The 14,682-nt window shown below is 44.7% G+C and carries 9 protein-coding genes; 4 read left to right on the top strand and 5 right to left on the bottom strand.

The genetic code is table 11. The features are described from left to right. Window positions 1–3: 3 nt before the first annotated feature. The 4 genes from AC27IJ_RS01155 to rpoB form a co-directional block, all read right to left on the bottom strand. The gene (locus AC27IJ_RS01155) at window positions 4–825 is read right to left on the bottom strand and encodes a carbohydrate ABC transporter permease (protein WP_312445883.1); all 822 of its coding nucleotides are present in this window, start codon (window positions 823–825) and stop codon (window positions 4–6) included. 1 nt (window position 826) lies between these two features. After that, a complete protein-coding gene (locus AC27IJ_RS01150; protein ID WP_313153049.1) occupies window positions 827–1,702 on the bottom strand; it encodes a carbohydrate ABC transporter permease in 876 nt (291 codons plus the stop codon). A gap of 136 nt (window positions 1,703–1,838) precedes the next feature. Further along, a complete protein-coding gene (gene rpoC / locus AC27IJ_RS01145) occupies window positions 1,839–5,501 on the bottom strand; it encodes a DNA-directed RNA polymerase subunit beta' (protein ID WP_312445879.1) in 3,663 nt (1,220 codons plus the stop codon). A gap of 18 nt (window positions 5,502–5,519) precedes the next feature. Then, window positions 5,520–9,425, bottom strand: coding sequence for a DNA-directed RNA polymerase subunit beta (rpoB, locus tag AC27IJ_RS01140; RefSeq protein WP_312445878.1), 3,906 nt, complete (start codon window positions 9,423–9,425; stop codon window positions 5,520–5,522). Between the two features lie 210 nt (window positions 9,426–9,635). Here rpoB and AC27IJ_RS01135 point away from each other — a divergent pair, with 210 nt between their 5' ends. The 3 genes from AC27IJ_RS01135 to AC27IJ_RS01125 all read left to right on the top strand — a co-directional run bounded on the left by AC27IJ_RS01135 (window position 9,636) and on the right by AC27IJ_RS01125 (window position 11,717). Next, window positions 9,636–10,085 (top strand): hypothetical protein, encoded by a 450-nt coding sequence (locus AC27IJ_RS01135; RefSeq protein WP_312504395.1) that lies wholly within the window; start codon window positions 9,636–9,638, stop codon window positions 10,083–10,085. Window positions 10,086–10,639: 554 nt separating this feature from the next. Further along, the gene (locus AC27IJ_RS01130; protein ID WP_487147269.1) at window positions 10,640–11,260 is read left to right on the top strand and encodes a superoxide dismutase; all 621 of its coding nucleotides are present in this window, start codon (window positions 10,640–10,642) and stop codon (window positions 11,258–11,260) included. A gap of 16 nt (window positions 11,261–11,276) precedes the next feature. Beyond that, window positions 11,277–11,717 (top strand): Dps family protein, encoded by a 441-nt coding sequence (locus AC27IJ_RS01125; protein WP_312445875.1) that lies wholly within the window; start codon window positions 11,277–11,279, stop codon window positions 11,715–11,717. A 171-nt stretch (window positions 11,718–11,888) separates the two neighbouring features. Here the strand turns inward: AC27IJ_RS01125 and AC27IJ_RS01120 are convergent, their stop codons facing one another. Continuing rightward, complete coding sequence (locus AC27IJ_RS01120) at window positions 11,889–13,583, bottom strand: cell wall-binding protein (RefSeq protein ID WP_487147268.1); 1,695 nt, start codon at window positions 13,581–13,583, stop codon at window positions 11,889–11,891. Window positions 13,584–13,812: 229 nt separating this feature from the next. On the opposite strand from AC27IJ_RS01120, the gene AC27IJ_RS01115 reads away from it, so the two are divergent. Continuing rightward, a complete protein-coding gene (locus AC27IJ_RS01115) occupies window positions 13,813–14,676 on the top strand; it encodes a tyrosine-type recombinase/integrase (RefSeq protein ID WP_312444758.1) in 864 nt (287 codons plus the stop codon). Window positions 14,677–14,682 lie beyond the last annotated feature (6 nt).

The raw sequence follows: 14,682 nt of genomic DNA, 5'->3' as shown, positions 1-14,682 counted from the left end.
CAATCATTCTTTTACTCCGCCGGCCGTCATGCCGCCGATGATGTATTTCTGCAATGTAATAAAAACAATAATAACCGGTATCATGGAAACCACCGACATGGCAAGTAAGCTGTTCCAATCCACGGAATATTCTCCCGAATAATTTGCCAGTGCCAGCTGAATGGTGTAACGCTCCTTGCTGTTAATAACCAGTTTAGGCCAGAGATAATCATTCCATCTCCACATAAAAGAAAAAATACAGAGCACGGAAATGACTGGTTTTGCAAGAGGAAGCATGACCCTCATCAATATATTCAGCTCAGAAGCACCGTCGATCCTTGCGGCCTCCATATAGGCGTCAGGAATACCCACATAATACTGTCTTACCAGAAAAACTGCCGTGGGCGACGCCACCGCCGGAATGATCAGACCCCATAAGCTGTTATAAAGATTAACAGCTACGATCACCTTGAAAATCGGAATCATGATGACCTCTAAGGGCACCATCAGGGTTGCCAGAACGATGCCGAAAAGCAGCTTTTCCCCCTTAAAGTGATACTTGGCAAAGGCATAGCCGGACATTACATTTACCACAATAGTCAGACATGTGGCAATCACGCTGGCAAACACGGTGTTAAAAAAGTAAATACCAAAACGACCTTCTGCCATAGCCCTCCGGTAGTTGCCAAGAGAGGGGCTCTTTCCAAATAAGCTGGGCGGCCAGGCAAACAGCTCTCCCGTGCTTTTAAAGGAAGAGCAGATGACCCAGACAACGGGCATCAAAAACAGGAAGGTGAGAAGCAGTAAAAGCACCCATGTGATCCCTGCCGAAAATCTTTTTTTCATATCAGTCTGCATCCTGTTCTCCTCCCTTGTTAATCTTAAATTGCAAAACAGTAAACATAGCTAAAAGGAGAAACAAGATCATGGTCATAGCACTGGCATACCCCATCTGGTTCTTTTCAAAACCTGTCTCCTGAATGGCCTGAACCATGAATTTTGTAGCTCCTGCCGGACCTCCCTGTGTCAGGGCATATACAAGAGGATAGGTTTTAATAATGGTGACCGTGGAGAGAACAATGACCAGCAGGCTGGTAGGCTTTAAAAGGGGCAGGGTAATATAGCGGAACTGATGCCATGCCCCTGCGCCATCGATTCTGGAAGCTTCATAATAAGTCTCAGAGATAGACTTAATGCCGGAAACGAACATGACCATATAGTAACCGGACATGCTCCAGGCCGTGACAAATATCACAACTCCCATGGCATTATTCTGATCGGTCAGCCACTTGACCGGAACCTTGCCCCATGAAGTCAGCAGATAATTGATGACCCCAAAATCCTCGCCCAGCAGAAATCTCCAGGTTAATCCTACGATAATACTGGAAATCATGGTCGGCCAGTAAAACACTGCCCGAAAAAAATCACTTCCCTTAATATTTCCGGTCAAAAGCACAGCCAGTCCCAGAGAAGATACATAAACAAAGGGAACTGAAACTGCGGTAAAAAATATGGTCCGGAAAAAGGATCCCCAGAAGCTCCGGTCTGACAAAAGCTTAACATAGTTTTGAATTCCTATAAATTTCTGAGGATTCACTCCATCCCATTTTGTCAGGGAAATCCACATTCCATTGATAGCGGGAAAGAACAGAAACAGCCCGAAAATTACCAGAGTCGGCGCCAGCAAAAGATATGGAAATACTTTCTGTTCAACACTTTTCATTTTCTTTACCTCCTCTTTTTTATAATTATAGCATGGGGAAATAAAGAAAAATTTTGTTTTCTTATGCAAATACCATAAATTATTGCCATTAAAAAAGCCCCTGGCAGTCTAATCCTGCCAAGGGCTATCTCATTGCTTATTCTTCTATTATATTCTCGTCAATATCCAGAACCTCTTCCGCCTCATTAAATCCATCTTCTGTCAGCAGGATCTCATCCTCATCCTCTGACAACTTGATCTCATCCTTTTCCTCGAAAGCAGAATCTGTATTCAGTCTGATGGTACGGTAACGCTTCATACCGGTACCTGCCGGAATCGGCTTACCGATGATTACGTTCTCCTTCAGACCAATTAAGTGGTCCACCTTGCCGTTAATGGCAGCTTCGGTCAGAACCTTTGTGGTCTCCTGGAAGGAGGCAGCGGATAAGAAGGAATCAGTAGCCAGAGATGCTTTTGTAATACCAAGCATAACCTGTTTTCCATCTGCCGGGTTCTTTCCTTCTGCAAGAAGGGCTTCATTTAAGTCATTGTAATCCAGAACATCCATGGAGGTTCCCGGAAGCACATCACTGTCTCCGCTCTCCTCGATCTTGATCTTCTTAAGCATCTGTCTTACGATCATCTCAACATGCTTGTCATTGATTTCTACACCCTGCAAGCGGTATACACGCTGTACTTCCTGGATCATGTAATCCTGGACCGCACGAACGCCCTTGATCTTTAAGATATCGTGTGGGTTCACACTACCTTCCGTCAGCTCATCACCGGCCTCGAGCACCTGGCCATCCTGAACCTTGATTCTGGATCCGTAAGGGATCAAATAGGTCTTGGAGTTGCCTGTTTCGTTCTCCGTCACAATGATCTCCCGCTTTTTCTTAGTGTCCTTAATGGCCACTACGCCGCCGAACTCTGCGATGATTGCAAGGCCCTTAGGCTTACGAGCCTCAAAAAGCTCCTCAACACGTGGAAGACCCTGTGTGATATCGCCACCGGCAACACCGCCGGTATGGAACGTACGCATGGTAAGCTGGGTACCTGGCTCACCGATGGACTGGGCAGCGATGATGCCGACTGCTTCGCCTACCTGAACCGGCTGTCCGGTAGCCATGTTGGCACCGTAACATTTTGCACAAACACCCATATGGGATTTACAGGTCAAAACAGTACGGATCTTCACGGAATCACGGCCAAGCTTCTTTAACACGTTCATAACCATTACCGCACGCTTAGGCGTACACATGTGGTTCGCTTTCACAATCACTTCTCCGGTATCCGGATCTGTTATGGTTTCCGCAATGAACCGTCCTGTGAGACGCTCCTGCAGGCTCTCAATGGTTTCCTCACCATCCGTAAATGCCTTGATTTCCATAAACGGATTATCTTTGCCTTCGCAGCAGTCGATCTCACGGATAATCATATCCTGGGAAACGTCTACCAGACGTCTGGTCAGATAACCGGAGTCAGCGGTACGGAGAGCCGTATCGGAAAGTCCTTTACGTGCACCGTGAGCGGAGATAAAGTACTCCAGTACGTCAAGACCTTCACGGAAGTTGGACTTGATAGGAAGTTCAATGGTGTGGCCTGTGGTATCGGCCATAAGTCCACGCATACCTGCCAGCTGTTTGATCTGCTTATCAGAACCACGGGCTCCGGAATCGGCCATCATATAGATGTTGTTATACTTATCAAGTCCGGTCAGCAGGTCATGGGTCAACTGGTCATCAGTGACTTTCCATGTGTCAATTACTTCTTTATAGCGCTCTTCCTCCGTAATAAGTCCGCGGCGGAAGTTCTTTGCAATCTGGTCAACCGTTGCCTGTGCGTCAGCAATCAGCTTCGGTTTGCTCTCCGGCACTGTCATGTCGGAAATGGATACGGTCATAGCGGCTTTGGTAGAGTACTTATAACCAATGGCCTTGATGTCATCTAAGGTTTCCGCAGTCTGAACTGCACCATGGACGTTAATGACCTTTTCAAGAATCTGCTTTAACTGCTTCTTTCCTACATGGAAATCAACTTCCATCAGAAGCTCGTTGCCTGGAATAGACCGGTCAACAAAGCCAAGGTCCTGAGGAACGATCTCATTGAAGATGAAACGGCCTACGGTTGATTCCACAGAACCGGTTTTTACGGTTCCGTCTGCCATTTTTTTGCTCACTCTGGCCTTAATTCTGGAATGAAGGGTAACTGCCTGGTTTTCATAAGCGAGAATTGCTTCATTCACGCTCTTAAATACCATTCCTTCGCCCTTGGCTCCCGGCCTTTCCTGAGTAAGGTAGTAAATTCCCAGAACCATATCCTGAGAAGGAACTGCCACAGGGCCGCCGTCTGACGGCTTTAATAAGTTGTTGGGTGATAGCAGAAGGAAACGGCATTCTGCCTGGGCTTCCACGGAAAGAGGCAGATGGACCGCCATCTGGTCTCCATCAAAGTCGGCGTTGAACGCAGTACAAACCAGAGGGTGAAGCTTAATGGCTTTACCTTCTACCAGAATTGGCTCAAATGCCTGGATACCAAGTCTGTGAAGGGTAGGCGCACGGTTTAACATAACCGGATGTTCCTTGATTACATCTTCCAGCACATCCCAAACTTCTGTCTGTAGACGCTCCACCATCTTTTTTGCATTCTTTATATTGTGAGCGGTTCCGTTGGAAACAAGCTCTTTCATAACAAAAGGTTTAAACAGCTCGATAGCCATTTCTTTTGGCAGACCGCACTGGTAAATCTTAAGTTCCGGTCCGACTACGATAACGGAACGGCCGGAATAGTCCACACGCTTTCCTAAAAGGTTCTGACGGAAACGGCCCTGTTTTCCCTTAAGCATATCGGAAAGGGACTTTAAGGCACGGTTTCCTGGTCCGGTTACCGGCCTTCCCCGTCTGCCGTTATCAATGAGGGCGTCCACCGCTTCCTGAAGCATACGCTTTTCGTTGCGGACAATGATGTCCGGAGCTCCCAGCTCCAAGAGACGGGCCAGACGGTTGTTACGGTTTATGATCCTTCTGTATAAATCATTTAAGTCGGAAGTTGCAAAACGGCCGCCGTCAAGCTGTACCATGGGACGGATATCCGGCGGAATTACCGGAACCACCGTCATGATCATCCACTCCGGTAAGTTGCCGGAATTGCGGAATGCCTCTACAACTTCCAGCCTCTTGATAATTCTGGCACGTTTCTGTCCGGTAGCTTCCTTTAACCCTTTCTTTAACTCCTCAGAGTCCTTTTCAAGGTCAATGGAATGTAAAAGTTCCAGAATGGCTTCTGCTCCCATTCCTACACGGAATGAGCCGTAGCCGTATTTCTCAACTTCTTCCCGGAATTCCTTTTCTGATAAAACCTGCTTATACTGCAGTCCCGTATTGCCGGCATCAAGCACCACATAAGATGCAAAATACAGCACCTTTTCCAGGGTTCTTGGAGAAATGTCCAGGATCAGACCCATGCGGCTGGGGATCCCCTTAAAATACCAGATATGGGAAACAGGAGCCGCAAGCTGTATATGACCCATACGCTCTCTGCGGACACTGGCCTTGGTTACTTCAACGCCGCATCGGTCACAGATAACGCCTTTGTACCGGATTTTCTTATATTTACCACAATGGCATTCCCAGTCCTTGCTAGGTCCAAAGATCCGTTCACAGAACAAACCGTCTTTTTCCGGCTTTAAGGTTCTGTAGTTGATTGTCTCAGGCTTTTTCACCTCACCATGGGACCATTCCAGAATCTTCTCCGGAGATGCCAAACCGATCTTTATGGCATCAAATGTCATTGGGTGGTAAGTTTCATTGTTTTCAGGCATAAGCGGTTCTCCCTTCTATTATTCTTCGTCTGAATCTTCAAATTCTGCGTCATCGAACTCCTCAAAAGAATCGTCGATACCGTCTGCTTCTGCTTCCTCTAATTCCTCTATTTCCTCTATTTCCTCTATTTCCTCTTCTTCCACACTTACCAGCTCTGCATCCTTGAATTCCTGCTTCTGGTAACCGTGGTTGCTAAAGGACTCTTCTTCCCGGTAATGTCTGTCGCCCTCGATGATGGATCTTAAATCAGTTTCTTCATATTCGGTGCTTTCCGCAATCTGAACCTCCGTATTGTCGTCACGCAGCACTCTTACATCCAGTGCCAGAGACTGAAGCTCTTTTAACAATACCTTGAAGGATTCCGGAATTCCTGGCTCAGGAATATTATCGCCTTTGATAATAGCCTCGTAGGTCTTCACACGTCCTACCACGTCATCGGATTTCACGGTCATGATTTCCTGCAGCGTATAGGAAGCGCCATATGCCTCCAGAGCCCAAACCTCCATCTCTCCGAAACGCTGGCCGCCGAACTGGGCTTTACCGCCGAGTGGCTGCTGGGTAACCAGAGAATATGGTCCTGTGGAACGGGCATGGATCTTATCGTCAACCAGATGGTGCAGCTTCAGATAATGCATGTGGCCGATGGTAACCGGGCTGTCAAAATACTCGCCGGTACGTCCGTCGCGAAGGCGTACTTTACCGTCACGGTTGACGGGAACACCCTTCCACAGCTCCTTGTGCTCCAGGTGATCGCCCAGATACTCGATAACTTCAGGCTTTAAGGTTTCATTATATTTCTCCTGGAAATCTTCCCAATCTGTGTTTACATAGTCGTTGGCTACATCCAGGGTATCCATAATGTCGATTTCGTTTGCGCCGTCAAATACCGGGGTGGATACGTTAAATCCAAGAGCCCTTGCTGCAAGGCTTAAGTGGATTTCAAGCACCTGCCCGATGTTCATACGGGACGGCACGCCCAGAGGGTTTAAAACGATATCAAGCGGACGTCCATTGGGGAGGAACGGCATATCTTCTACAGGAAGCACGCGGGAAACAACACCCTTGTTTCCGTGACGGCCGGCCATCTTATCACCTACAGAGATTTTTCTCTTCTGGGCAATGTAAATGCGGACGGTCTGATTCACGCCTGGGGAAAGCTCATCGCCGTTTTCTCTTGTAAATACTTTAGCATCCACGATAATACCATAAGCGCCGTGAGGAACTTTTAAGGAGGTATCGCGGACTTCTCTTGCCTTCTCGCCGAAGATGGCACGCAGCAGCCGCTCCTCTGCGGTCAGCTCGGTCTCTCCCTTAGGAGTAACCTTCCCAACCAGAATATCACCAGCACGGACTTCCGCACCGATTCTTATGATTCCTCTTTCATCAAGATCCTTTAAGGCATCCTCGCCAACGCCGGGAACATCCCTCGTGATCTCTTCCGGCCCTAACTTGGTGTCACGGGCTTCCGCCTCATATTCCTCAATATGAACAGAGGTATAAACATCCTCCTGCACCAGCTTCTCGCTTAAGAGAACCGCATCCTCGTAGTTGTAACCCTCCCAGGTCATGAATCCGATCAGAGGATTCTTACCGAGAGCAATCTCGCCGTTCTGAGTGGACGGGCCGTCTGCAATAACTTCACCCTTTTCCACATGGCTGTTCTTATATACGATTGGCTTCTGGTTGTAACAGTTAGACTGGTTGCTTCTTTTAAATTTAGTCAGGCGGTAAACATCTTTTCCTCCGTCTGAATCTCTCTTTACGATGATTTCATTGGATGCGGAACGTTCTACAACGCCGGCATTTCTGGCAACAACACAAACACCGGAGTCTACCGCTGCCTTAGATTCCATACCGGTTCCTACTACAGGGGTCTCTGTTGTCAGCAGAGGCACGGCCTGACGCTGCATGTTGGATCCCATGAGGGCACGGTTGGCATCGTCGTTTTCAAGGAAGGGAATCATGGCAGTTGCAACGGAAAATACCATCTTTGGAGAAACGTCCATGAGGTCAATATTTTTCCTCTGGAATTCGGAAGTTTCTTCACGGAAACGTCCGGAAATATTCTTATGAACGAAATGACCGTCATCATCCAAAGGTTCATTCGCCTGTGCGACTACGAAATTATCCTCTTCGTCAGCAGTCAGGTAAATGACTTCATCGGTAACCACCGGATTCTGGACATTGGTTTTATCCACCAAACGGTAAGGAGCCTCTACAAATCCGTACTGGTTTACCCTTGCATAAGTAGCAAGAGAGTTGATCAGACCGATGTTAGGACCTTCCGGCGTCTCAATTGGGCACATACGTCCATAATGGGTATAGTGAACGTCTCGGACCTCAAATCCGGCACGGTCTCTGGAAAGACCTCCAGGTCCCAATGCAGATAAACGCCTCTTATGGGTCAGCTCTGCCAGCGGGTTGTTCTGATCCATGAACTGTGACAGCTGAGAGCTTCCAAAGAACTCCTTTACTGCTGCGGTGACTGGCTTGATATTGATCAGGGATTGGGGGGTGATGCCATCCATATCCTGTGTTGTCATACGTTCCCTGACCACACGCTCCATTCTGGAAAGACCGATGCGGTACTGGTTCTGCAAAAGCTCGCCAACAGCACGGATTCTACGATTTCCCAAATGATCGATATCGTCAGCCGCTCCCACTTCTTCTTCCAGGTGCATGTTGTAATTGATGGAAGCCAAAATATCTTCCTTTGTAATATGTTTTGGAATCAGTTCGTTTATATTTCTGTGAAGGGCTTTCTTAAGGGTCTCTTCATCCTCGCTGCCAGCTTCTGCCAGAATTTTTTCAAGGGCAGGATAGAATACTAACTCTGTAATACCCGCTTCCTTTGGATCAAAGTTAACAAAAGAAGTCAGATCAACCATTAAGTTGGAAAGGACCTTCTGCTTATGCTCCACTCCTTCCAGCCAGACAAAAGGAACAGCCGCGTTCTGAATATCGATTGCAAGCTGCTTGTCTACTGTGGTCCCGGACTCTGCCAGAATCTCTCCGGTTGTGGTATCTACCACATCCTCAGCAAGTACATGGCCTGCAATGCGGTTTTTAAAATGAAGCTTTTTATTGAATTTATATCTTCCGACCTTTGCAAGATCGTATCTTCTGGGGTCAAAAAACATACTATTTAACAAACTTTCAGCACTATCAACAGATAAAGGTTCACCTGGGCGGATCTTCTTATATAACTCCAATAAGCCATCCTGGTAATTGTCGGACGTATCCTTACCAAAGCTGGCCAATAATTTTGGTTCTTCACCGAACAGTTCAATAATCTCAGCGTTGGTGCCAAAGCCCAGGGCACGAATCAGCACGGTTACCGGAACCTTTCTGGTTCTGTCTACACGCACGTAGAAGATGTCATTGGAGTCCGTTTCATACTCCAGCCATGCACCCCTGTTCGGGATTACCGTACAGGCATAAAGCTCCTTCCCTACCTTGTCATGTTCGATGCCATAATATATACCTGGGGAACGTACCAACTGGCTAACAATAACTCGCTCGGCACCGTTGATCACAAAGGAACCGGTATCTGTCATAAGCGGAAGATCACCCATGAAGATCTCATGTTCATTAATCTCATCTTTATCTTTATTGCAGAGCCTTACCTTTACCTTTAAAGGAGCCGCATAAGTTGCATCTCTTTCCTTGCATTCTTCTATTGTGTACTTGATGTCGTCTTTACATAAAGTAAAATTGACAAAATCAAGACTTAAGTGTCCTGCAAAGTCTGCAATCGGAGAGATGTCTTCAAAGACTTCCTTTAACCCTTCATCAAGGAACCACTGATAGGAATTCTTTTGAATCTCAATCAGGTTTGGCATCTCAAGCACTTCTTTTTGTCTTGAGAAGCTCATTCTCAGGCTCTTACCGGCTGGGACCGGACGCATTCTGCTTTTCTCCATTGACGTTTCACCCCTGTTTTCTTTCTATTTGTTTCTGTTTTTGGGCATAAATATGCCTTTAAGGCACACAAATCCACAATAGTGCACATTCCATAATATCATGAGACTGTCAAGGTGTCAAGCATTTTTTGCTTGTATTTTCCAAGAAAATGTGTTATACTATTGCAGATAGGCCCAATTTTACAAAATGAACTATTGGAGGTATTCCCGGTGAGCACATTTTTAAACGTATTATTAGTGATTCTTTTCATCGCAGCCGTGGCTCTGGCAGTCCTTTATTTTCTTGGAAGAAAGCTGGAAAAGCGTCAGGTGGAACAGCAGCAGGCATTGGAAGCTGCGGCACAGGCCGTATCCATGCTGGTAATCGATAAAAAGAAAATGAAGCTAAAGGATGCAGGGCTTCCTAAGATCGTGTACGAACAAACCCCCTGGTATATGCGCCGCACAAAGCTGCCCATTGTAAAGGCAAAGGTTGGCCCAAAGGTTATGACACTGATCGCTGACGCCAAGGTATTCGAAGTGCTTCCGGTCAAAACAGAAGCTAAGGTTGTGGTAAGCGGCATCTACATAACCGAGATCAAGAGCCTTAGGGGCAAAGCAGTTCCTCCGGCGCCGAAAAAGAAAAAATTCCTGGACAGGTTTAAAAAGGGCAGAAAGTAAGATATCTGGTTTCTGTATTTACGAATACATCAATACCCGATTTTTAGAAAATGATCTGTATCATAAGAGGATCTGTGCAGAATGCCGGAGCGCGATTGAAATCGTACTCCGGCATTTTTTGTTATTAAAAATGGATTCTTGGGTTATAAGATATTATTTTGTCGTTTCTTTGCAGAAAACGGGCTCATGAAAAATACTGGCTCTGCTTTTATATATAATAAGAAGAAACGCCCAACGCTTTTCGACATTAAAAAACATATATATCATTATTCTTATTTGAAAATATCTTTCAACACTATCCTGTCAATGATTTAAAAATATAAATTGCAATTTTCTTTTAATTCGACTTGAATCTCACATTAATCTCATTCTTAGAACATATTTTTGACAAATATCACCATCATGGTTGTTTTCAATTAAATTTTAAAAAACCGATTGACAAAACCGTATATATGATATACAATTAAGCCACAAGGTAGTTAGTTATAACTAACCCCTTTATAAGATAACCAATTCCATATAAAATAAAAATTAGAAACGAAAGGAGAACTACTATGTTTAATCAAATACAATTACCTTACGCATATGACGCTTTAGAACCCCATATCGATGCTCTCACAATGGAGACTCATTATTCCAAGCATCATGCAGCTTACACCAAAAACTTAAATGACGCTGCTCAGAAGGCGGGTGTTGCAGATAAAGAAATCACCTCCCTGCTCTCTTCTCTGGACAGCATCTCCGACGAAGCGCTCAGGAAGGCCATCCGCAACAATGGAGGCGGCTTCTACAATCACAACCTCTATTTTTCCACTATGAGCCCTGATGGCGGCGGAGAGCCTGTGGGTCCCTTAAAAGATGCCTTGGAAAAAGCTTTCGGAAGTTTTTCCGACTTTCAGAATCAGTTAAGCGGCCTGGCTGCCGGTCAGTTTGGCTCCGGCTGGGGCTGGCTGTCGGCAAACCGGGAGGGCAGGCTGGTCCTTTCCGCCAGTGCCAATCAAGACAACCCCCTTATGGAAGGCGGAGGCTTTGTCCCAATTCTGGGCATTGACGTTTGGGAACACGCCTACTACTTAAAATATAAGAATCTCAGAGCTGACTATATTAAAGCATTTTTCAATGTAATTGATTGGAAAGCTGTTGCTACCAACTATGAAAACATTATGAACAGCTAAGAAAAGGAGGATTGTAATGAGCAAGAATTTATTTGATAAACTTAATGAGTATCTGGCCAATCAGCAGGTCATGTATATGAAACTTCATAACCTTCACTGGTATGTGAAAGGCCGCAGCTTCTTCACACTCCACGCAAAGCTGGAAGAGCTGTATGACCAGACCGCCCAGATCATGGATGATGTTGCGGAGCGGCTGCTGGCTTTGGGTGGTTCCCCAGTAGCCAGCTTAAAGAAGGCACTGGCACTCTCTTCCGTAAAAGAGCTGGAGGACGTTCCTATCTCCTCAGATGAAACCATTAAAAGCCTGATTTCGGATGTAGAATACTGGATCCGGGATACAAAGGAAATCGTCAAGCTTGCCGAAGACGATGACGATGGAGCAACCGCAGATCAATTTAATGGCTATTTGGCCGAATATCAGAAACTTTTGTGGATGCTGAAATCGTATATCAGCTAAATAAATTCCTATAAACCTGGAAATGCCGCTTCCTGACAGTAATATCGACAGGAAGCGGTATTTTTATATTGATTTCCTCATAAAAACGGGGGCCGCTGCCCCAGGTTGATTTCTCAACAATGGTACAACGGCCCTTGAAAAGTAACTGAAATTATTTCATTTAATAATGAATTAATCTTCTACAAATACAGCTGTGATCACTTTGCTGCTTTCTACTTTGTAGCAACGATCATCGCCATCTTTTGCTTTGCTCTTGCTCTTCTGAACATTACCAGAGGTATTAACCAGTCTGTATACTACAGTCTTATTACCATCTTTCTTATCTGCAGCATCAATCTCATAATACTCGGAATATCCAGGTTTGTTTACTTTCTCATAAGTTACATCATCTAAGAATTTCTCTGTTGTCAGAAGCTTAATCTCTGTATATTCTCCATCGACTGTAGTGGCCTTAACTACAGAATACTTGTCATCCTTATCAGCCTTTAACAGCATGCCTCCAAGGTAATATTTGTCACTATCTACGCCAAATTTACCCTGTCCCTTTGAGCTTCCGGATTTATTTAATAAGAACTGGAAAGTATCTCCGTCAATGCTAACATTCTGCTTGCCAGTCTTCATAGAACCGTCATCACCGCCGCCAAAATAGTACAGCCTGTAATCTGCTTTTGTATACAGATCAGATACATTATCCTTAAATTCATCTTCTGTATCAAAGTTGTAATCATCTAAGTCGTCATCACCTGCAACATCTGCAATGTCAGTTGTACTGTTTCCAACAAACTTAATAGCAACCAGGCCATCTTTCATTACGCCATAGGAATCAAATGCATATTTCTTTCCATTAATGGTCTTGATTTCAGATGCAACTAATTTACCATCTTTATCAGAATAGTACCAGCTGTTCTCGTCATCATCATAATCACCCTTGTTCAGGTAAGAATCAGGCACAACCTGGAACCAACCCTTGGTTACTCTGGCGCCATCCTCTGGACTTCCATAATATCTGAATCCTCTGGTATATACAGCATTTCCCTGGCTGGAAGTAGCTGTGCTGTCTGTTGCCTCGTTAGGCGTAGCTTCCCAGTTAACCCACTCAGCATTCATACGGCCATCTGCATCAAAGCTGTACTTCTTACCATTAATGGTCTTGCCTTTTTCGTCGGTCATCTTCTTACCATTGGTCTTGAAATAGAAATAACGAGTCTGGTCTTCATCATCAAACAGGTTATCGCTGGAAACACCAGGATCAACCGCGCTATCATAGCTATTATCAACGATATCTAAATACGCCCACTCGCCAACTCTCTGAGCACCATCGTTCTCATCGCCGCAATAGTAAATGCCGTCGCGCCATTTGTCATCACCAGTTACCCGTTCTCCGGTTTCGTCAATCCAGCCATACAACATCTTGCCTTCATCATCAAAAACATATTTCTTCCCGTTGACTGTCTTGAAAGAAGCATTGTTTCCGGTAGTAGAACTCTTAAAAGCTTTACCGTTAGATCCGAAATAGTACCAGTGGTTCATCGGTTCTTCATCATCATCATCGCCACCGTCATAATCATCATTCTCAACGGAAACCCACTTATTGGTTACCATGGCACCATTCTCATCTACATAATAGTAGTTGTCACTGTATTCAACGACAACATCAGTAGCCATCTCACCGTCTTCGTTTAAGTAGAACCAGTTATCTCCTGATTTTTCCCACTTCTCTGTTTCTAAGTCGCCGCTCTTGTCATAGTACACCCATGTACCATTTTCTTCCTGCCAGCCTGTTGCTGCGAAAGAGGACATGGAAGCGCCTAATGCCAGCAGTGCTGCTGTGGATAATACAGCAACTAATTTAGTCTGCTTTCTCATAATTAATGCACTCTCCTTTTTTCTTTTTGAAATACTCTTCGAAATTCCTAATTGCATTACGAGGTAATTATACTTCTAATATTGGAAATTATCGAAAGCAACGCGTACTTTAGATGCATTTAATCGTTATTTTATACATTTTTTTCGAAATTTTCTTGCTTATTTTTCGTATTACATATATACTTGTATAAAACTGTTTTTGCATCATTACATAAGGAGTGAAAAAGATATGATAAAGGAAAATACTTTAACTGGTTCAGAAGCAGAAAATAAAAGTGTCGTCGAACAAAGCCTTGATGATTTTCAAAGCTATCTGGAATTTAACAACATGTCCTCCAATACCATTCATGTGTATTTATTCGCAGTAAAACAATTTCTTGGTTTATATCATGTGATCAGCCATGATAATCTCATGCTTTATAAATGTTATCTTATGGAACATTACAAGCCCCAGACAGTCAACTTAAGAATCAGGGCACTTAATTGCTTCACGGAGTCTTTAAAGCTGTCCTCTTCCAAAATGCTGATGATACGGGTCCAGCAGAAAACATTCCTGGAAAACGTTATCAGCCAGGCAGATTATGAATACTTAAAAAAGTGTCTGATACGTTCCGGGAACATGCTGTATTATTTTGTAATACGTTTTATGGCAGCCACAGGCGTCCGGGTCAGCGAGCTGGTCCAGATTAAAGTAGAGCACGTAAAACGCGGTTATATGGATATTTACTCCAAGGATAATAAAATAAGAAGAATCTACATACCCAAAAACCTCCGTGACGATGCACTGAAATGGCTTCGCCAGATTGACCGTGTAAGCGGATACGTGTTCTTAAACCGCTATGGGGATCCGATCACGCCTGCCGGAATCCGGGGCCAGCTAAAAAAATTTACCGTCCTATATGATTTGGATCCCAAAGTGGTTTATCCTCATTCTTTCCGTCACCGTTTTGCAAAGAATTTTATTGAAAGTTGCGGGGACATTTCCATGCTTTCAGATATTTTAGGACATGAGAGTATCGAAACCACAAGGATCTATCTTCACCGAAGCAGCACGGAACAAAAACAGATCGTTAATCAAATTGTGAATTGGTAGGATATT

The organism is Lacrimispora sp. YZC11, assembly GCF_057543815.1.
Note: the sequence above shows the minus strand (reverse complement) of the source record. Positions and strands in the feature narration are given on the sequence as shown.

Excerpts from the sequence above, each read along its gene's own strand:
- AC27IJ_RS01120 (WP_487147268.1), bottom strand. The coding sequence starts at position 13,583 with ATGAGAAAGCAGACTAAATTAGTTGCTGTATTATCCACAGCAGCACTG.
- AC27IJ_RS01115 (WP_312444758.1), top strand. The coding sequence starts at position 13,813 with ATGATAAAGGAAAATACTTTAACTGGTTCAGAAGCAGAAAATAAAAGT.
- AC27IJ_RS01155 (WP_312445883.1), bottom strand. The coding sequence starts at position 825 with ATGAAAAAAAGATTTTCGGCAGGGATCACATGGGTGCTTTTACTGCTT.
- rpoC (WP_312445879.1), bottom strand. The coding sequence starts at position 5,501 with ATGCCTGAAAACAATGAAACTTACCACCCAATGACATTTGATGCCATA.
- rpoB (WP_312445878.1), bottom strand. The coding sequence starts at position 9,425 with ATGGAGAAAAGCAGAATGCGTCCGGTCCCAGCCGGTAAGAGCCTGAGA.
- AC27IJ_RS01150 (WP_313153049.1), bottom strand. The coding sequence starts at position 1,702 with ATGAAAAGTGTTGAACAGAAAGTATTTCCATATCTTTTGCTGGCGCCG.
- AC27IJ_RS01130 (WP_487147269.1), top strand. The coding sequence starts at position 10,640 with ATGTTTAATCAAATACAATTACCTTACGCATATGACGCTTTAGAACCC.
- AC27IJ_RS01125 (WP_312445875.1), top strand. The coding sequence starts at position 11,277 with ATGAGCAAGAATTTATTTGATAAACTTAATGAGTATCTGGCCAATCAG.